Annotated in this window: 14 protein-coding genes; 7 read left to right on the top strand and 7 right to left on the bottom strand. The window is 63.0% G+C overall.

Annotated elements, in window-relative coordinates:
• Positions 1-28: 28 nt before the first annotated feature.
• From JG746_RS16225 to JG746_RS16210, 4 genes are all read right to left on the bottom strand, one after another.
• Entirely contained in the window at positions 29-736 is a 708-nt protein-coding gene (locus JG746_RS16225) for a lytic transglycosylase domain-containing protein (RefSeq protein WP_202359046.1), read from the bottom strand.
• A gap of 212 nt (positions 737-948) precedes the next feature.
• Complete coding sequence (locus tag JG746_RS16220) at positions 949-1,704, bottom strand: peptidoglycan recognition protein family protein (RefSeq protein WP_202359045.1); 756 nt, start codon at positions 1,702-1,704, stop codon at positions 949-951.
• Positions 1,701-2,420, bottom strand: a complete 720-nt coding sequence (locus tag JG746_RS16215; protein WP_202359044.1) for a J domain-containing protein — start codon at positions 2,418-2,420, stop codon at positions 1,701-1,703. Before JG746_RS16215 ends, JG746_RS16220 begins: the two co-directional genes overlap by 4 nt.
• Before the next feature lie 158 nt (positions 2,421-2,578).
• Positions 2,579-2,791 (bottom strand): hypothetical protein, encoded by a 213-nt coding sequence (locus JG746_RS16210; RefSeq protein ID WP_202359043.1) that lies wholly within the window; start codon positions 2,789-2,791, stop codon positions 2,579-2,581.
• A gap of 179 nt (positions 2,792-2,970) precedes the next feature.
• On the opposite strand from JG746_RS16210, the gene JG746_RS16205 reads away from it, so the two are divergent.
• Positions 2,971-6,723: a hydantoinase B/oxoprolinase family protein gene (locus JG746_RS16205; protein ID WP_202359042.1), complete on the top strand. Its 3,753-nt coding sequence runs from the start codon at positions 2,971-2,973 to the stop codon at positions 6,721-6,723.
• A 98-nt stretch (positions 6,724-6,821) separates the two neighbouring features.
• Here the strand turns inward: JG746_RS16205 and JG746_RS16200 are convergent, their stop codons facing one another.
• On the bottom strand, positions 6,822-8,702 hold the full coding sequence (locus tag JG746_RS16200) for an acyltransferase family protein (RefSeq protein WP_202359041.1): 1,881 nt from the start codon (positions 8,700-8,702) through the stop codon (positions 6,822-6,824).
• 269 nt (positions 8,703-8,971) lie between these two features.
• On the opposite strand from JG746_RS16200, the gene JG746_RS16195 reads away from it, so the two are divergent.
• Both JG746_RS16195 and JG746_RS16190 read left to right on the top strand, forming a co-directional pair.
• Positions 8,972-10,270, top strand: coding sequence for a DUF3419 family protein (locus tag JG746_RS16195; protein ID WP_202359040.1), 1,299 nt, complete (start codon positions 8,972-8,974; stop codon positions 10,268-10,270).
• Positions 10,267-11,007, top strand: coding sequence for a class I SAM-dependent methyltransferase (locus JG746_RS16190; protein WP_202359039.1), 741 nt, complete (start codon positions 10,267-10,269; stop codon positions 11,005-11,007). The genes JG746_RS16195 and JG746_RS16190 overlap by 4 nt, the downstream gene beginning before the upstream one ends.
• A 56-nt stretch (positions 11,008-11,063) precedes the next feature.
• Here JG746_RS16190 and JG746_RS16185 read toward each other — a convergent pair whose 3' ends face one another.
• The gene (locus tag JG746_RS16185; protein WP_202359038.1) at positions 11,064-12,443 is read right to left on the bottom strand and encodes a serine hydrolase domain-containing protein; all 1,380 of its coding nucleotides are present in this window, start codon (positions 12,441-12,443) and stop codon (positions 11,064-11,066) included.
• Between the two features lie 287 nt (positions 12,444-12,730).
• Between JG746_RS16185 and JG746_RS16180 the strand changes: the two genes are divergently transcribed.
• The 3 genes from JG746_RS16180 (at position 12,731) to JG746_RS16170 (ending at position 16,005) form a co-directional block, all read left to right on the top strand.
• Positions 12,731-13,522: a glycoside hydrolase family 25 protein gene (locus tag JG746_RS16180; protein ID WP_202359037.1), complete on the top strand. Its 792-nt coding sequence runs from the start codon at positions 12,731-12,733 to the stop codon at positions 13,520-13,522.
• Positions 13,523-13,879: 357 nt separating this feature from the next.
• Positions 13,880-14,671: a class I SAM-dependent methyltransferase gene (locus JG746_RS16175; RefSeq protein ID WP_202359036.1), complete on the top strand. Its 792-nt coding sequence runs from the start codon at positions 13,880-13,882 to the stop codon at positions 14,669-14,671.
• Between the two features lie 155 nt (positions 14,672-14,826).
• Positions 14,827-16,005 (top strand): lytic murein transglycosylase, encoded by a 1,179-nt coding sequence (locus tag JG746_RS16170; RefSeq protein WP_202359035.1) that lies wholly within the window; start codon positions 14,827-14,829, stop codon positions 16,003-16,005.
• Positions 16,006-16,163: 158 nt separating this feature from the next.
• On the opposite strand, the gene JG746_RS16165 is transcribed toward JG746_RS16170, so the two are convergent.
• On the bottom strand, positions 16,164-17,384 hold the full coding sequence (locus JG746_RS16165; RefSeq protein ID WP_202359034.1) for an alanine racemase: 1,221 nt from the start codon (positions 17,382-17,384) through the stop codon (positions 16,164-16,166).
• Between the two features lie 220 nt (positions 17,385-17,604).
• On the opposite strand from JG746_RS16165, the gene JG746_RS16160 reads away from it, so the two are divergent.
• A complete protein-coding gene (locus tag JG746_RS16160) occupies positions 17,605-18,522 on the top strand; it encodes a DMT family transporter (protein WP_202359033.1) in 918 nt (305 codons plus the stop codon).
• Positions 18,523-18,694: the final 172 nt, after the last annotated feature.

Raw genomic sequence — 18,694 nt, 5'->3', positions numbered from 1 at the left:
CTTGTCCGCCGGCTCTCGCACCTTGCGCTCAAAGCGCGGCCATCTGAACCTTGACCTTGCTGCAATAGGCGGCCGAGATCGGGTTCATTCGCGTCGCGGCATGGCCGGCATTGTATTTCAGGATCGTGCCGCAGGTCGTGCCGCCGCCAAGGTTCTGCGCCAAGGCGAGATACTTCATGCCGTACTTGATGTTGGTGTCGGGATCGAAAAGGCCCTTGGCCGAGCCGTTGTAGCCCATCATCCGCGCCGTCGCCGGCTTGATCTGCATCAGGCCGATCTCACCGGCGCTGCCGACCATGTTCGGCCGGTAGTTGCTCTCGATCGTGATGACGGCATTCGCCAGCGACACCGGAACGCCATAGCTTGCCGCATAGCGGGCGACGATCGCAGAATACTGGCCGCTGCTGGCCACCGCCGCCGTCGACGCGGCGACATTCCTGAGGCCGATCGATGCCGTTGTCGTCATGTCGACGGTCTTGCGGCCACGCTTCGTCTGCCTTTTGGCGGAGGATTTCTTCGCCTTGGTCCAGCTGGCCTTTTCCACCTTCGCGGAAGCCTGCTTCGCCATCGCCTTTGCACTTCTGCCGCTTTTGGCCGAAATGGCCTTGCCTTTGGCGGTCGCCGCGACGAGCCCCTGGTCGGCCCGTGGGCTCAACGGCGTGGCGTGAGCCGCGCTGAAGGCAAAAGTCATTACGCCGGCAGCAAGAGCTGCCGTAACAACGGTCAATTTCTGCATGTGATCCTGTTCTGTCTGGACCACGCGAAGATGTTCGCGCGGTGCGGCTTGATTACTATCGGAACATCCGGGGGGCTAGAGGTCCGACAAACTGTACGAATTGCCCTTTGGGGCCCGAATTGGCGCCAATGAAGGCGGGGCAAGTCACTTTAAGTGACAGTTTGTAACCTGGCGGGGAAAAAGATTACTTGGGAAGCGTCCTGCCGCCTGCGTCAGCCGCTTACCGAGGCAAGCAGCTTCCGCAGCGTGCGCATGGTCGAGCCATCGGCCAGCCCGTCGACCAGACGGGGCCGGAAATGCCGTTGGAAGGCCTCGACGACAATCCGTGTCTGATGGTCGAAAACACCCGATATCTCGACACCATAGCCGTAAAGCGCCAGCATCGACTGCAACGCCTCGACATCGGCACCGCTGTCGCCGGGCTTCAGCCCAGCCCCGCGCCTGATGGGTGCAGCCGGCACGAGATGGCCGACACCGGCCCTGAACAAGTCAGCCCACGGGAACTTCTCGCCCGGATCGATCTTGCGTCCCGGCGCCACGTCGGAATGCGCCAGCACCCGCATGGCGGGGATCGCGTGCCGCGCGGCAATCCCCTTGCAAAGGCCGATCACCGCCACGATCTGGCGCCGGGGAAACCCGGGATAGCCCAGCGAATGGCCGGGATTGACGATCTCGATGCCGACCGAGCAGGAATTGATATCGGTGCGTCCGAACCAGGAGCTCTTGCCGGCGTGCCAGGCGCGGTCGCTTTCCCGGACCATCTGCACGATGTGGCCATTCTCATGGACGAGATAGTGCGATGAAACCTCGCTCGCCGGATCGCACAGCCACGCCTCAGCTCCGGCTCCCGTCGCCATGCCGGTATAGTGCAGCACGATCATGTCGGGCTTCGGCGTATCGCGCCTTGGTCCGAAATTCGGCGACACCCTGACCTCGGCGCTCGGCTCGTCGGGCAGGAAGCCGCTCATACGTGCCGCAGGCCCCGCTCGATCATCTCATAGGCGGCGTTGATCGCCGCGACCCTGGTCGTGGCGATCTTGATGAATTCCTGCGGCAGGCCGCGCGCGATCAGCCGGTCGGGATGGTTGTCGGAGACCAGCTTGCGGTAACGCTTCCTGACCTCCTCGAACGGCTTGCCGCGCTCGATGCCGAGCACGAGATAGGGATCGCCGGCGCCAAGATTGACGTGCCGGGCCAGGATCGATTCGTAATGCGCCTCGTCGATGCGGAAGATCTCGGCGATACGATGCAGGAAAATGCCTTCGCGCTCATGCACCAGCCCATCGGCCTTTGCGATGTGGAACAGGCCGTCGAGTATGTCTTCCAGCATCACGCAATTGGAATGGCCGGAACCGCACAATTGCGCCATGCGCTCGGCATAGGTTTCGAAACCAGCCACGTCCTGCTGGGCGAGATCGAACAGCCGCGCGACATTGCGCGTCTCCTTCGGCGGCACTTCGAATATTTCCTGGAAGGCGCGCACCTCATCTTGTGTGACGATGCCGTCCGCCTTGGCCATCTTGGCCGAGAGCGCGATCATGGCCACCGAGAAAGCAACGCGGCGGCGCAGGTCCGCATCGCCGGAGAACACCGTGCGCACAGCCTCGACCACGTCGGCAACACCCGACGTCGCTGAAGACGATACCCGTGTGATAAACTCGCCGAGGCGGTCCCAAATCGACATGGCCCGCTTCATAGAACCAACCGGTCCCCGCTATCAAGCCATTAACGGCCTCTGTCAGGTTCGTGAAACAGAGGCGCCTTGGTCGGTCCCGGTGGCTGCCTTTTGCAAGAAAAGGCCGGCGAGACGCCGGCCCTTCCTCCCAAGACACGCTTTACAAACTACTGCGCGGGCGCAGGAGCAGGCGTTGCCGGAGCCGGCTCGGCAGGCTTGGTCGAATTATCGGCCGGAGCCGCAGGCTTCATCGGCTGCTCGGCAGCCGGCGAATTGGTGCTCTGCGTGGTGGTGGTGTCAGTTCCCTTGCCGCTGTCGCTACAGGCCGCGACGCCCAGCAGGGCAAGGGCGGACAAGGAAGCCAGAATGAGCTTTTTCATAATATCTCTCCTTCAACACACGCTCACGTTGCAGTGAACGGTTACAGAGAAAATGCGCCACGCGGCCATGAGTTTCGTAACGTTGCGTTTCCGCGTGTAACATCAACGGGATGCGTTGCTGCCGGCGCATTGGCGCATTAACAACGAAAGCTGAAAACGGAAGAATGTCGGAGACAGCCATGGCCGCGAAATGGGATTTCTGGATCGATCGCGGCGGCACCTTCACCGACGTCATCGGCCGCGACCCGCAAGGGGGGCTGCATCCGCGCAAGCTGCTTTCGGAGAATCCGGAAGCCTATGCCGATGCGGCCATCCAGGGCATCCGCGAACTGCTCGGCCTGGAACCGGGCGCGGCGGTTCCGTCCGGCCTGATCGGCGACATCAAGATGGGCACGACGGTCGCCACCAACGCGCTTCTGGAGCGCAAGGGCGACCGCGTGCTCCTGCTCATCACCAAGGGCTTTCGCGATGCGCTCAGGATCGCCTACCAGGCGCGCCCCGACATCTTTGCCAAGGAGATCATCCTTCCCGAGCAGCTCTATGAGCGCGTCATCGAAATCGACGAGCGCGTGCTCGCCGATGGCTGCGTCGAGCGGCTGCTCGACATCGCTGCGTGCCGGCCGGCGATCGAGCAGGCCAAGGCCGACGGCATCGACGCCGTGGCAATCGTTTTCATGCATGCCTGGAAATACCCCGATCACGAGAAGGCGGTGGCCAAGGTCTGCCGCAAGATCGGCTTTGCCCAAGTCTCGGTCAGCCATGAGGTCTCGCCGCTGATCAAACTGGTGGGCCGCGGCGATACCACGGTGGTCGACGCCTATCTCTCGCCCATCCTGTCTCGCTATGTGCAAAGGGTGGCGGGAGAGCTCGGCGTCCTCTCCCCCCTCGAGGGGAAGATGGCCGCAAAGCGGTCAGAGGGGATCCTCTCAGAAGGCACCGCCAAAACGTCGAGCCCGGTCGATCCGACCCCACCCGGCGGCCTGGCCGCCACCTTCCCCTCGAGGGGGAAGGAAAGTCCCCATCTCATGTTCATGATGTCGTCGGGCGGCCTCACCGCCGCCGACATGTTCCAGGGCAAGGACGCGCTGCTGTCGGGTCCGGCCGGCGGCGTCGTCGGCATGGTCGAGACGGCGAAGCTCGCCGGTTTCGACAAGGTCATCGGCTTCGACATGGGCGGCACCTCCACCGATGTCGCCCACTATGATGGCGAGTATGAGCGCGCCTTCGACACCGAAGTCGCCGGCGTGCGCGTGCGCGCGCCGATGATGCGCATCCACACCGTCGCCGCCGGCGGCGGTTCGATCCTGCACTATGAGGCCGGCCGTTTTCGCGCCGGACCGGATTCCGCCGGGGCCAATCCCGGCCCCGCCGCTTACCGGCGCGGCGGCCCGCTCGCCGTCACCGACGCCAATGTCATGCTCGGCAAACTACAGCCGGATTTCTTCCCGGCGATCTTCGGCCCCGACCAGGACCAGCCGCTCGACGTCGATACCGTGCGCACGAAATTCGCGGCACTGGCCGCCGAGATCGGCGACGGCCGCTCTCCGGAAGCGGTTGCCGAGGGTTTTATCACCATCGCCGTCGAGAACATGGCCAATGCCATCAAAAAAATCTCCGTGCAGCGCGGCTACGACGTCACCGAATATCTGCTCAACTGCTTCGGCGGCGCCGGCGGCCAGCACGCATGCCTGGTCGCCGATGCGCTCGGCATGGAAGCGGTGCTGATCCATCCCTTCTCCGGCCTGCTCTCGGCCTATGGTATCGGCCTCGCCTCGGTCTTTGCCTCACGCCAGCAGGCGCTGCTCAAGCCGCTTGCCGAGGAGTCCCGAACCGAGATCGCCAGCCTCATCGCCACCTTGAAAAAGGCCGTGATCGCCGAATTGGCGGTGCAAGGCATCGCCGAGGACGCGGTTGCCGCCAAGCCGGTTCTGCACATTCGCTACGACGGCACCGACACGACACTGCCGGTGAATTTCGAAAGCGACTCGATTTTCCAGGCAAAGCGCGATTTCGAAATCGCCCACAAGGCGCAATTCGGTTTCGTCTATGACGACAAGCCGATGATCGTCGAGACGGTTGGTGTCGAGGGCAGCGAAATCGGCGAAAGCAGCACGGAAGCCTATGCGCCGGCCGGACCGGCAAGGATTGAAGCCGGCGCTTCTGGAACGCGGCGCATCTACACCGAAGGCCGTTGGCATGAAGCCGGCATCCATCGTCGCGAGAACCTGCGCCCATCCAATCTGGTCGCAGGCCCCGCTCTCATCATCGAACCGAACCAGACCATTGTCGTCGAACCGGGCTGGCGGGCTGAAATAACCAATTTCAATCACGTCGTGATCCGCCGCACCGAAAGGAAAGCCCGCGCCGCCGCTCTTGGCACGTCAGCGGATCCGGTCATGCTTGAGGTCTTCAACAACCTGTTCATGTCGATCGCCGAGCAGATGGGTGTCACGCTGCAGAACACCGCCTATTCTGTCAACATCAAGGAAAGACTGGATTTTTCCTGCGCCGTCTTCGACCACACCGGTGCGCTGGTCGCCAACGCGCCGCACATGCCGGTGCACCTTGGCTCGATGGACCGCTCGGTCGAAACCATCATCCGGCTGAACTCCGGCGACATCCACCCCGGCGACGTCTTTGCCCTGAACGCCCCCTACAATGGCGGCACGCATCTGCCTGACATCACCGTGGTGACGCCGGTCTTCGACGACGCCCAGAAAGAGATCCTGTTCTGGGCGTCCTCGCGCGGCCATCACGCCGACATCGGCGGCACCGCCCCCGGCTCGATGACGCCGCTCGCCACCACGGTCGACGAGGAGGGCGTGCTGTTCGACAATTTCCGTATCGTCGATCGCGGCAAGTTCCGCGAAAAAGAGCTGCATGCGCTGCTTACCGACCATCGTTATCCGGCCCGCAACCCGCACCAGAACATCGCCGACCTCAAGGCGCAGATCGCCGCCAATGAGAAAGGCGTCGCCGAACTGCGCAAGATGGTCGCGCATTTCGGCCTCGATGTCGTCAAGGCCTATATGGGCCATGTCCAGGACAACGCCGCCGAGAGCGTGCGGCGCGTGATCGAGCGGTTGCCCGACACATCGGCCTATGAATATGCCACGGATACCGGCCAGGTGATCAAGGTGAAGATCTCGGTCGACCGGCAAAAGCGCGAAGCGACGGTCGACTTCACCGGCACGTCGCCGGTCATGAAGAACAATTTCAACGCGCCTGAGCCCGTTGCCCGTGCGGCGGTCCTCTATGCCTTCCGTGTGATGGTCGAGGACATGATCCCGATGAATGCCGGATGTCTGCGGCCCATCAACATCGTCATTCCCGAAGGCTGCATGCTGAAGCCCGCCTACCCCGCCGCCGTTGTTGCCGGCAATGTCGAGACCTCGCAGCACGTCACCAATGCGCTGTTCGGCGCCATGGGCGCGATGGCCAACGCGCAGGGAACGATGAACAACCTGACCTTCGGCAACAGGAAGTACCAGTACTACGAGACGATCTGCTCCGGTTCGCCGGCCGGCCACATGAACTCCGGCCGCGGCTTTGCCGGCACGTCGGGCGTGCACACGCACATGACCAATTCGCGCCTCACCGATCCGGAAGTGCTGGAATTGCGCTTCCCGGTCGTGCTGGAGGATTTCCACATCCGCGAGGGATCCGGCGGCAAGGGCAAATGGAACGCCGGCGACGGCACCAAACGCAGCATCCGCTTCCTCGAACAGATGGAATGCGCCATCCTGTCCTCGCACCGCAACCGCCCGCCACAGGGGCTGGATGGTGGCGGCGACGGTGAGGTCGGCTCGACCAAGATTCGCCGCAAGGATGGCACGATCGAGGTGCTGAAAGCCTGCGACCAGACCGTGCTCGATGCCGGCGATGCCGTCATCCTGACGACGCCGACGCCGGGCGGGTTTGGTAAGCTGTAGCGCGCATCTTCGGATGGCGTCCGCCGGCTGAGGCCGGTGCGCCACGCGCTGCGGGAGGAATCAGGCGTTATCGACGGCTGCCGACCTCGCTGCGGCGGTCAGGGCAATAGCTGTTGTCTAACCATGTATGTGGTGACCATGGCCGCCCCGTCCGTCGTAAGGTGGCCGTAATCCCAGGATGTGAGCCTGGTCCGATTTGCCGGAACATGCGTCAAACAGCCGGCTTCGTTGCAAAAGAGATCAGCCAACGACACATAGGAAACCCCGGCCGCCTTGGCGATATCAGCCATCTTGGCGCTGTTTTCAAAGATGTCCGCCTTGAACCCATGGCTCAGTCGGTCGGGCAATGACTTGCCGGAATCCCGCCACGACAAATATACGAGTTTCGGCAAGGCATCGGACCACACAGGCGCGGGTCCTACGACCACTATCTTCGCGGGCACGGATGCTTTTATCCCGGCAATGGTCTCCGCAAGATCGTGTCGAAGGGTGGCGCCATTTCCCCAATCTCCATACAAGCCCCAGACTGCAAAGAGTATGACCGTATCGGGATTGCTGCGTCGGATTTCATCGAGAACGGAGCGGTTACTGTCTCCGCATGGTCCGCTCAGATCCAGCAAGGGTGGACAACTGTCCTTGGTGAATTGTGCGATATCAACATCAGGCGGCAGTTCGGTTCTCATACCGGCATAAAGCCGGGCGGCATGGGAATCGCCCCATACAAGCAACCTTTTCTGTCCGCCGACCGACGGTTTGAGCGCGCACTCAGGGGCAAAAGCCGTGAACGGATCCTCGTTTCTTATCCAGCACTCCATGGCACGCCCGTCCTTGGCATGCTCATAGTGCCCGTAGGCGAGGACATCGCGAATTTCTGCTGGAAATCTCAGAGGAAACCCCTGTGTGGAAACGCCGGCAAACCCTGATAACCCCAGGAGCGCCGCGGCCGCCACCAGAGGCTGAAGGCTCCATCGCCTCCACGCTCCAAATCTGATGGGCTTTTCGACAAACCAATACGTCGCTGCCGCCAAACCAAGACTTGCCCCCAGACAGACAAATGTTTGCGGGGCAGAAAGCGGGCTGCCTTCATATGCTCTTGCGAAGACGAGGAGCGGCCAATGCCAAAGGTACAAGGGATAGCTGATCAATCCGATCGCGACCAACAGCCTGCCGCCAAGCATCCGGTTCACCGATCCGGACGAAGCCCAGATCAGCGCCGCGGTGCCCAGGGTAGCGGCGATATTCGGCAGAAGGGTTTTGGAGCCGAGGACAAACGCTGCCGCCGATATCGCCAGGATCGCGGCGATGCCGAAAAGGTCTGCCCGGTAAGATGACGCGTGACGACCGCCAGCGCTGAAACTCGCGGTCGCGATAATCCCCCCCAACGAAAGCTCCCAAGCCCTCGACCACGGGGCATAGAAGGCGGCATTTGGATCTCGGACAGACAACCAGATACTGACCGCCAAGGACACCAGCGTAACCAGGATGAGAGGCGCCAAAACGGGCCGTTTCAACCAGACCAGAGCGCCTAAGAACAACGGCCAGACAACGTAGAATTGCTCCTCAACCCCCAAGGACCAAAGATGCAGCAGCGGCTTTGTTTCGGATGCGGCATCGAAATACCCGACTTCGCTCCAGAATTGAAAATTCGGAAAGAAAAGCGATGAGGCCAGAATCGACTTGCTTAATCTGGCCATCTCTTCCGGGTCGAAGAGAAGCCACCCCAGAGCAAAAACGCTCGCCAACACCAGGACAAGCGCCGGAACTATCCGGCGGACGCGGTTTGCGTAGAAATGCTTGTATGTGAACGTGTCCCTGACAATGATCGAAGTGATCAGGTAGCCAGAGATCACGAAGAACATGTCGACGCCGATGAATCCGTCCGGAACAAGAGCCGGGAAAGCGTGAAACGCCAGGACCAAGATGACGGCGACGGCACGTAACCCGTCTATGTCGCGTCTATGGCCGATCGCAGACGGCATCTTCACCGGTTCCCGCTTCTGCCGGGTCTCGACATCGCTGCCTGCCTGAACGCCGGCGCGCTTCTCGGAGTCGCCGCAACGCAATACTGAACTGTGAGACTCCCATCGGCCCGCTCCCGCGCGGACCATAACCAATCACCATCTTGCTCCCATCCTTCGAATGAATATCCGAAAACAAGGTGGTACCAAATGACGTTGCGGTGAGGTGCCAACCGATCTTGCGTGCGACGGCTGTAAAGAACACGTCAACAGGCTGTCACCGGCCTGTCATGACCCTGGGTTACCCGCTTGCGCCAAAGCAAATGGGGAATCACTTTGTCATGACGGACGTCTCCTCGGATCTGGTTTTTCGCCGCGGCAAGGAAGTTGGAAAGGCCGTCTACCAGAACCGCGCGCTTTCCAAAGCCGGCATTTCCGAGCGGCTGTTCGCCTGCCTGTTTTCTGGTCTCGTCTACCCGCAGATCTGGGAAGACCCCGATGTCGACATGGAGGCCATGCAGCTCGGCCAAAACCATCGCGTCGTCACCATCGCTTCCGGCGGCTGCAACATCCTGGCCTACCTCACCCGTTCGCCGGCAAGGGTCGACGCCGTCGACCTCAACACCGCCCATGTCGCGCTGAACCGCATGAAGCTTGAGGCGGTGCGCCGCCTGCCCTCGCAGGGCGACCTGTTCCGGTTCTTCGGCGCCGCCGACACCAGCCACAATTCGCAAGCCTACGATCGGTTCATCGCGCCGCATCTCGATCCGGTCAGCCGTCAGTACTGGGAGCGCCGCAACTGGCGCGGCCGCCGGCGCATCGCCGTCTTCGACCGCAATTTCTACCAGACCGGCCTGCTCGGCCTGTTTATCGCCATGGGCCACCGCACGGCGAAATTTTTCGGCGTCAACCCGGCCCGCATGATGGAAGCCAAAAACATTGGCGAACAGCGCCGCTTCTTCAACGAGGAGCTGGCGCCGGTCTTCGACAGGAAGCTGTTGAAATGGGCGACCTCGCGTAAGGCTTCGCTCTTCGGTCTCGGCATTCCGCCGGCGCAGTACGATTCGCTGATCACATCAGGCGACGGCACCATGGCCAGCGTGCTGAAGGCCCGGCTGGAAAAACTCGCCTGCGATTTTCCCCTGGAAAACAATTACTTCGCCTGGCAGGCCTTTGCTCGCCGCTATCCCGAGCCCGGCGAGGCCGCCCTGCCCGCCTATCTGGAAAAGCAGAACTACGACACCATCCGCGGCAACATCGACCGGGTCGCCATCCACCACGCCAATCTGATCGAGTTCCTGGCGGGCAAGGATGCGGGCACCGTCGACCGCTTCATCCTGCTCGATGCGCAGGACTGGATGACCGATGACCAGCTCAACGCACTTTGGTCGGAAATCAGCCGCACCGCCTCGACCGGCGCCCGCGTCATCTTCCGCACCGCGGCCGAACCCAGCCTGCTGCCGGGCCGCGTTTCGACCTCGCTGCTCGACCAGTGGGATTATCAGGACGAGGCCTCGCGCGAATTCTCGGCCCGCGACCGCTCGGCGATCTATGGCGGCTTCCACCTCTATGTGAAGCGCGCCGCATGAGCACGACGGAACTGCCGGCCAGCCCCGAATTCAAGGCCAACCATGCCGAACTGATGGACGGTGTCTACCGCTGGCAGCGCCACATCTACGACCTGACCCGCAAATATTATCTGCTCGGCCGTGACCGGCTGATCGAGGGGCTTGAGGTACCACCAGGCGGCACCGTGCTGGAACTTGGCTGCGGCACCGGCCGCAACATCATCCTGGCCGCCCGCCGCTACCCCGATGCCCGCTTCTTCGGCCTGGATATCTCGGCCGAAATGCTGGAGACGGCGGGCAAGGCGATCGACCGCGAAGCCCTGTCCAGCCGCGTCACGCTGGCAAGAGGCGACGCCACCGATTTCGATGCCGGAGCGCTTTACGGCATCGAACGGTTCGACCGCGTCTTCGTCTCCTATTCGCTGTCGATGATCCCCGGCTGGGAAAAGACGGTATCGGCGGCAATGGCGGCGCTCGCCCCCAACGGCTCGCTGCATGTCATCGATTTCGGCCAGCAGGAAGGCCTGCCCAACTGGTTCCGGACGTTGCTGCGCGGCTGGCTCAGAAAATTCCACGTCTCGCCGCGTGAATCGCTGCGCGAAGTCCTGGAATCGGAATCTCGGCGAACCGGTGCAACCTTCCGTTTCCGCACGCTTTATCGCGGCTATGCCTGGCTTGGCGTGATTGGACCGCGCAACCTCGCCTCCCCCTCGATGGGGGAGGTCGCGCCAAAGGCGCGGGTGGGGGTGAAGCGCTGAGGCACCCCACCCCGGCGCTACGCGCCGACCCTCCCCATCAAGGGGAGGTAAGGGAGCTAATGCAGCGCCTTCACCAGCGCGCCCACCATCGTCTGCGGGCGATAGCCGAGCTTGGCCGGCGTCAGCCCGAGCCGCACCACCACCAACTGCTCTGACGGAATGATGGCGACGGTCTGCCCGTCATGCCCTTCCATCCAGTAGGTGTCCTTGGGCAGGCCGGCAGCGACGCCGGCGCCTGGATTTTCCTCGTCGCCAGGCGCCTCGATCCACAGCTGGCCCTTGCCATAGACTTTCGAAGCGGGCGCCGGCTCGCGCATCCAGTCGACGAAGCCGGCGGGCAGCACCTGGTTGCCGTTCCACACCCCGCCTTGCAGCAGGAACTGGCCGAAGCGAGCCCAGTCATGCGCCGTGGCGTAGAGATAGGACGAGCCGACGAACGTGCCCTGCTCGTCGGTTTCGAGCACGGCGCTGTGCATGCCGAGCGGCTCGAACAGCGCCGTGCGCGGCCATGTCAGGGCCTTGGCCTTGTCACCGATCGCGTCCTGCCACAGCCGCGACAGCATCACCGCCGTGCCGCTCGAATAGGAAAACACCTTGCCGACCTCGCCCGTCAGCGGCCTTGATTCGGCAAACCCCGCCATGTCGGATTCGAGATAGAGCATGCGCGTGACGTCGGCGACGTCGCCATAATCCTCGTTGAACTCCAGCCCGCTCGACATCGCCATCATGTCGGCAAGGCTGATCGCCGCGCGGCCGTCCGCCTTCCACGGCGCGAACAGGCCCTTATTGTCGATTGCCATCTTGCCGTCCTTGACCAGCGTGCCGATGATGGCGGCGTTCACCGTCTTGGTCATCGACCAGCCGAGCAGCGGCGTCTTGGCGGAAAAGCCGTCGCCATAGCGTTCGGCGACGACACGGCCGTTTTTGACCACGACCACCGCACGCATGCCGGTGCCGGTCAGCGCCGCATCGTCGAGCAGCTTGGCAATCACCGGATCCTGCGATGCCTCGACCCGCTCGCCCTCGGGCCACAGCTCATCCTGCTTGGTCGCCGCGGGTTCGACATGGATCGCCGTGCGCCGCGCCTTGCCGACATCGCCGTCAGGAACCGAGGCGCAGCCCAGCCCGTCACGGGAAACCGCCTCGCTCTTGCCGAGGAAGCCCAGCAGGCCCGCCGAAACCGTCCCCCGGTTCTTGTCGACCGAGACCCGCATCAGCCGCAGCAGTGGGTGTCCTGGCGCCTGCACGTCGACGGCAAGCACCTCATTGGCGTTGCGCCCGGCGATGAAGACGTTGGAGCAGACGATCTTGGCCGAATAGCCCGAACCGACGCGGATCAATTCGGGCGGCGCGATGTAGAGCCAGGCAAACAGCGCGGCGACCGCAAGCACGATCAGGCCAAACAGCCATTTGACGATCTTGACGACGATGCGCATCTATTGCCTCCCGGGCTTTCGCCCGCCTCTTATGTCATCGAATTGCCGCCATTGCTTCCGCAAAATCGTGGCGCCTGTCGAGCGCCGTCAACGGATTATCAACCATGATCGGCGATCACATGTATGCATGTCGCCCAAAACTGCGCAGCGGTTTTGGCACAACGACATGCACAAAAAGGATATACTGGGCGATGCTGTGGGGCGATCGCCTGGAGGGGCTCGACCAATCGTCGGCCATCGGTTCACAGACCCATCAGCGACCGGCTGATTCCGGCTTGGAAGTTGTGATGCGCCGTCTTGCGGCCCTTTTCATGCTGACGCTGCTTGGCGCCTGCTCGACCGTGGACGATCTGTCGCCGTCTTCATCCAGCAGCCCGACGGTCGCCGTGCGAGCGCCGCGCTTCGAGGATTCCAAGCCGCATGAATGGGACAGCGGCGCGCCGTGGAACTATGCCGTTCACGGCACCGACGTTTCCAAGTACCAGACCTCGGTCGACTGGCCGACGGCCAAGGCGAGCGGCATTTCCTTCGCCTTCATCAAGGCGACCGAAGGCGGTGACCGTTTCGACGAGTATTTCAACGAGCACTGGGCGCGCACGAAGGCCGCCGGTGTCCCCCGTGCGGCCTATCATTTCTTCTATTTCTGCACCCCGGCCGCCCAGCAGGCGCGCTGGTTCATCCAGAACGTTCCCGTCGACCGCTCGGCCATGCCGCCGGTTCTCGACATGGAATGGAACCCGAAATCGCCGACCTGCAGGCTGCGCCCCGACGCCGCCACGGTGCGCGCCGAGATGACCACCTTCCTCCAGATCGTCGAGCGCCACTACGGCAAGAAGCCGATCATTTACACCTCGGTCGACTTCTTCGACGACAACGAGCTGTCGACCTTCCGCGGCTATCCCTACTGGCTGCGCTCCGTCGCCGGCCACCCCCGCGAAAAATACGGCAGCCATCCCTTCACCTTCTGGCAATACACCGGAACCGGCATCGTTCCCGGCTTGACCGGCAAATCAGACATCAACGTCTTCAACGGCTCGGAAGCCGCATGGAATAAGTGGCTGCGGCAGAATACCCGTTGAACCGGGTTCAACGGCAGCACCAACCGAGATAATCATCTCACCAGCACAACTGCCGTTGAACCGGGTTCAACGGCGGCACCACCCTAGATCATCATCGCCCCGGCACAACCGCCAACAGCGGCGTCGGCGGCAACAAGAGGCTGGTGGATAGAAGCTGACGATTGGTACCCGCCCAAGGCTGTGCGCACGCCTCCTGGAAGAGCGAAGCAGCTCTTCGCGCTAGCAGACGCTCGGACGGTCACCGGAATTGTTACCAGTACTTGGCGTCCGCATCCCAACCTCCCTTGTAGGCTTCACACGCCGGGCGCATCCTTATCGCCTCACAGAGGAGCGATATACACCAAGGGCGAACTCGACATGGGAACCGCAACCATCCAGGGCCCGCTTTGGGGCGCGAAGGCTGAAGACTGGGCTCTCGTGCAGGAGCCTTATTGGCGCCCTCTCTATGACGAGGTGTTGCGCCAGTCCCGCGCAGGAAGCCATACGCGCATGCTGGACGTGGGTTGTGGCGGCGGCGAAGCCCTCCTGGCGGCGCTTGAGCTGGGGGCCGAGCCAGTCGGGCTCGATGCGTCCGAGGCGCTTGTAGCGGTAGCGCGCCGTCGACTGCCGAAGGCGCGGATTGAGGTCGGCGAGATGGAGGCCCTCCCATTCCCCGACCGTCAGTTTGACCTGGTCACGAGCTTCAATGCGTTCCAGTTCGCTGGCGACCTGCTCGGCGCCTTGACCGAAAGCAGCCGGGTCTGCCGACCGGGCGGCGCGGTTGTGATGTTTGTCTGGGGACCACCCGCGGACTGCGACATAATCTCGAGGATCGTCCCCAAGGTGATGGCGCTGCTTCCGCCCGCGCCTGCCAGCGCCGCCACGGCTCCAGCCTTCCATCAGGAAGGCGTTATGGAAAGCTGGATGCGCAAGGTCGGCCTGACGCCGATCGGCACCAAGGAAACCGACTGTGTGTTTGTCTATCCCGACTTGGAGACAGCCAGGCGCGCGATCGGCGCGGCCGCGCCCGTCACCCGCGCCGAGCGCCATGCCGGCGTCATCGCGGTGCAGGATGCGCTATGTGACGCGCTCACCCCTTTCCTCGATGGCGACGGATCGCTCCGTGTGAGAAACCGGTTCCGCTATGTGATCGCGCAGCAGCGGTCTTGAGGAATAAGGGGCTGCGGCAGAAGAACCGTTGACACCGGGCCTGCCGCCTGCTTTTCGACACAGCCAGCGGTAAAGAGTGCAACCGCCGGCAATTCAGGGCGTTGGGCTTTTTCGGCCAAGCACGACAATGCCCTCTTCGTTTCGAAAGGAAGCTGATGCGACTGCGTTCCCAAGCCCTCGCGGCGCTATTCCTGTGCGCCACGGCCTTGCCGGCGATGGCGCAGCAATGCGGCGGCGACTTCGAAACCTGGAAACAGGGCGTGGCGGCGGAAGCCAAGGCGGCCGGTGTCGGCACCGTCGGTCTCGACGCCCTGAAGGATGCCACCTTCGACGAGCGGGCGCTGGCGCGCGACCGTGCCCAGGGCGTCTTCACCCAGACCTTCATCGAATTCTCCAACCGCATGATCTCGGCCTACCGGCTGAAGCAAGGTGCGGCGAACATGAAGAAATACGCCGATATCTTCGCCCGCGCCGACCAGCAGTTCGGCGTGCAGGCGCCGGTCATCACCGCCTTCTGGGCGCTGGAAACCGATTTCGGCGCCGTGCAGGGCGATTTCCACACGCTGAGCGCGCTGGTGACGCTTTCGCATGATTGCCGGCGCCCGCAGTTGTTCCGCCAGCAATTGGTGCCGCTTCTGGAGTTGATCGATCGCGGCGTGCTGCCGGCCGACGTCAAGGGCGCCTGGGCCGGCGAGATCGGCCAGACGCAGATCCTGCCTTCGGACTATCTGGCGCGCGGCGTCGATGGCGACGGCGACGGCAAGATCGACCTGCGAAGCAGCGTGCCGGACGTGATCATGACCACGGCCAACAAGGTGCTGTCGCGCGGCTGGAAGCGCGACGAACCCTGGATCCAGGAAGTGCGTGTGCCCGACGAGATGCCCTGGGACCAGACCGGGCGCACCAACAAATTGCCGCTGACGCAATGGGCGCAATGGGGCGTCACCAATCCCGACGGCTCGCCGCTCGTCGACAAGGGCCTGAAGGCCGGCCTGGCGCTGCCCATGGGCCGCAAGGGCCCGGCCTTCCTGACCTACGACAATTTCGACGTCTATCTCGAATGGAACCAGTCCTTCACCTACGCGCTGACCGCGGCGAACCTCGCTGCGCGGCTGGCGGGCGCGCCGCCGCTTGATCCGCGCAACCCGGAACAAGGCCTCAACAACGAGCAGATGAAGGCGCTGCAAACCAAGCTCGAAGCCCGCGGCTACGACGTCGGCACGGTCGACGGCATTCTGGGCACCAACACCCGGGAAGCCATCCGCAAGGAGCAGATGCGGCTTGGGTTGCCGGTGGACGGCTGGCCGACGCCGGAGCTGCTGGGGAAATTGTAGGGCAGTAGGGCAGTAGGGCAGTAGGGCAGTAGGGCAGTAGGGCAGTAGGAAAAGACTGGTCCGAAAGCAGATATTGTAAACGCCTTAATTCCCTTGTTTCCCCTACTGCCTTACTGCCGTATTCCCCTATTCCCCTATTCGCCTATTCCCCTACTTCGTTAATCCGCCATGGTCTCCAGGCTGGCAAAGCCCTGCGGCGCGTCGCCCTCGTCGAACGGCGTGGTCACCTCGACGAATGTGTCGGGATAGAAGCCGTTGAAGCGGGTCCTGAGCGACAGCGAATAGGCGCCGATATGGCCGATCTCGATCCAGTCGCCGGTATCGACGGTTTCCGGCAGCCAGAACGGCCTGGACAGGATGTCGACGGAATCGCAGGTCGCGCCGCAGACCTTGAACGGCACGATGTTCTTTTCGACGCCATTGCGGGTCCTGATCGCCGGATCGGGAATGAAGCGCGCCGGCAGCGTGATCTTGCCGGTCCAAGAATCCGACAGCGACGCCCAGATGCCGTCATTGATGTAGAGCCGCTTGCCCTTGCGCAGGAGCACGCGCACAATCAGCGACAGGCAGCGCGCGACGATCACCCTGCCCGGCTCGGCCACCAGCGGCATCTGGTCGAACTGGTATTCCTTCAGATCGCCGGAAAGCCGTGACATGATCTGACCGAGCGACGGCATCTCGATCTGCTTGCGGTTGGGATCATGCCCGTATTCGGCCGGAAAGCCGCCGCCGACGTCGAGCCCGGCAATATCGAAGGTCAGCCGGTTGCGCACCCAGTCGGCCGAGGCCAGCGCCCGCTCATAGGTGTCGGGATCCTCGATCTGGCTGCCGACATGGAAACACAGGCCGACCTTGTAGCCGGTGCGGTTCAGCCGCTCGGCGAGTTCGACCGCATAGGCCGGCCCGGCGCCGAACTTCTTCGACAGTTCATAGGCCGCCGACCCTTTCGTCTGGATGCGCACGAACACGCTGATCGAACCCGGGTCGATGTCGAGTGCCCGCACCACCCGCGTCAGCTTGGTGATTTCGTCCTCATGGTCGAGCGAGATGACGCGGATGCCGTATTTCTCCAGCGCCAGCTTGATATCCGACTGCGCCTTGACCGGGTGCATGTAGAGCATCTCGGCATCGGGGGAGACCGCGCGCACGGCGGCGAATTCGCCAGGCGAAGCAACGTCGAAGGCGGTGACACCGGCCTCGACCAAGGTCTTCAGCACGATCTGCTCGCCATTGGTCTTGACCGCATAGGCGGTCTTGCCTGGGAACATGCCCATGAACTGCCTGGCATCGGCCTTCAGCACCTGCGGGCGGAAGCAATAGACCGGATCGTCAGGACGAAGCGCCAGTGCCGCCTCGCGGGCATTCTCGAATCGCTGCATTGACGAATCCTCGATCTCGGCTGCGCACAATTAATCCAAGCTAGCGGCTAATGAAAACAATTCTGTGTCTCGTGCCTCCGACGCACCGGCGCTAGTTTTGGCGGCGTCGTTTGCCAGCAATCAGGTTTCGGGTGGCCCTTGCCATCAGACCGGCTATGCCATCTTCCTGATCGGCCGGCATTCGGGCCGGCATGTCGGCCATCGGGGGAGGACGATTCACATGGCAATAGCCTCGACATCCGCGCCACGCGGACCGATGACGCTCACCGACTGGGGGCAGTTGCTGCTGCTTGGCGCCATCTGGGGCGGTTCGTTCTTCTTCGCCCGCATCGCGGTTGCGGAACTTCACCCGCTGGTGCTGGTGCTGTTTCGCGTCGCCATCGCGGCAATCGCGCTGCAGATTTATCTTGGCTTGCGCGGTCCGTCCTTCCGCCTTGCCTTTCCCCATGCCGGCCTGTTCTTCCTGCTGGCCTTCACCAACAACGTCGTCCCCTTCTCGCTGATCTTCGCCGGCCAGACCGAGCTGGGCGCCGGCGTCGCCTCGGTGCTGAACGCGACGACGCCGTTCTGGACACTGATCCTCGCGAACGCGCTGACATCGGATGAAAAGCTGTCCTGGAACAAGCTGGCCGGCATCGGGCTCGGCGTCGCCGGCACCGCTGTCATGATCGGGCCAGGCCTGCTTGCCGGCCTCGGCGGGCCGGCCTGGGCGAAATTCGCGCTGATCGGCGCGTCTTTGTCCTATGGCGTCGCGCTGATGGTCGCCCGCCGCTTCAAGGGCGTGCCCTCGCCGGTCATCGCCACCGGACAGCTGACCGCTTCGACCATCATCATGATCCCGGTCGTGCTTTTGGCGCACGGCCCCGCCGGCCTGTTTTCGGCCTCGCCGCCGGTCTGGGCGGCGGTGCTGGCGCTGGCGCTGCTGTCCACCGCCTTCGCCTACATCCTCTATTTCAACCTTGTCGCCTCGGCCGGCGCCACCAACGCCTCGCTGGTCACGCTGATCGTGCCGGCCAGCGCCATGCTGCTCGGTTTTCTTTTCCTGGGCGAGCGCCTGGAACTGTTCGAGATCGGCGGTGTCGTGCTGATCGGCCTCGGTCTTCTCACAATCGACGGACGTGTCCTTGGAAGACGGTAGATCGAACCGCATTGTCGCGAAAGTCGAAGTCGACTTCCGCCGCGGTAGCGCTGCCATGACACAGCATCGACACGCCTCCGCCATAATTTATTCACAGGCCTGAAGCGGGTTTTTGCCGAGAAGTTTCAACGGCTAACGGCGAAAACCAGGTCGCAAATTTCACAATCACGTC

Origin of the sequence: Mesorhizobium sp. 113-3-3, from assembly GCF_016756495.1 — a bacterium.
In the GTDB taxonomy this organism is placed as follows: Bacteria; Pseudomonadota; Alphaproteobacteria; order Rhizobiales; family Rhizobiaceae; genus Mesorhizobium.
Note: the sequence above shows the minus strand (reverse complement) of the source record. Positions and strands in the feature narration are given on the sequence as shown.

What these genes read in the sequence shown, in the direction of transcription:
- JG746_RS16185 (WP_202359038.1), bottom strand. Translation starts at nt 12,443, where the DNA reads ATGCGCATCGTCGTCAAGATCGTCAAATGGCTGTTTGGCCTGATCGTG.
- JG746_RS16165 (WP_202359034.1), bottom strand. Translation starts at nt 17,384, where the DNA reads ATGCAGCGATTCGAGAATGCCCGCGAGGCGGCACTGGCGCTTCGTCCT.
- JG746_RS16180 (WP_202359037.1), top strand. Translation starts at nt 12,731, where the DNA reads ATGCGCCGTCTTGCGGCCCTTTTCATGCTGACGCTGCTTGGCGCCTGC.
- JG746_RS16215 (WP_202359044.1), bottom strand. Translation starts at nt 2,420, where the DNA reads ATGTCGATTTGGGACCGCCTCGGCGAGTTTATCACACGGGTATCGTCT.
- JG746_RS16210 (WP_202359043.1), bottom strand. Translation starts at nt 2,791, where the DNA reads ATGAAAAAGCTCATTCTGGCTTCCTTGTCCGCCCTTGCCCTGCTGGGC.
- JG746_RS16195 (WP_202359040.1), top strand. Translation starts at nt 8,972, where the DNA reads ATGACCCTGGGTTACCCGCTTGCGCCAAAGCAAATGGGGAATCACTTT.
- JG746_RS16220 (WP_202359045.1), bottom strand. Translation starts at nt 1,704, where the DNA reads ATGAGCGGCTTCCTGCCCGACGAGCCGAGCGCCGAGGTCAGGGTGTCG.
- JG746_RS16200 (WP_202359041.1), bottom strand. Translation starts at nt 8,702, where the DNA reads ATGCCGTCTGCGATCGGCCATAGACGCGACATAGACGGGTTACGTGCC.
- JG746_RS16175 (WP_202359036.1), top strand. Translation starts at nt 13,880, where the DNA reads ATGGGAACCGCAACCATCCAGGGCCCGCTTTGGGGCGCGAAGGCTGAA.
- JG746_RS16160 (WP_202359033.1), top strand. Translation starts at nt 17,605, where the DNA reads ATGGCAATAGCCTCGACATCCGCGCCACGCGGACCGATGACGCTCACC.
- JG746_RS16170 (WP_202359035.1), top strand. Translation starts at nt 14,827, where the DNA reads ATGCGACTGCGTTCCCAAGCCCTCGCGGCGCTATTCCTGTGCGCCACG.
- JG746_RS16225 (WP_202359046.1), bottom strand. Translation starts at nt 736, where the DNA reads ATGCAGAAATTGACCGTTGTTACGGCAGCTCTTGCTGCCGGCGTAATG.
- JG746_RS16205 (WP_202359042.1), top strand. Translation starts at nt 2,971, where the DNA reads ATGGCCGCGAAATGGGATTTCTGGATCGATCGCGGCGGCACCTTCACC.
- JG746_RS16190 (WP_202359039.1), top strand. Translation starts at nt 10,267, where the DNA reads ATGAGCACGACGGAACTGCCGGCCAGCCCCGAATTCAAGGCCAACCAT.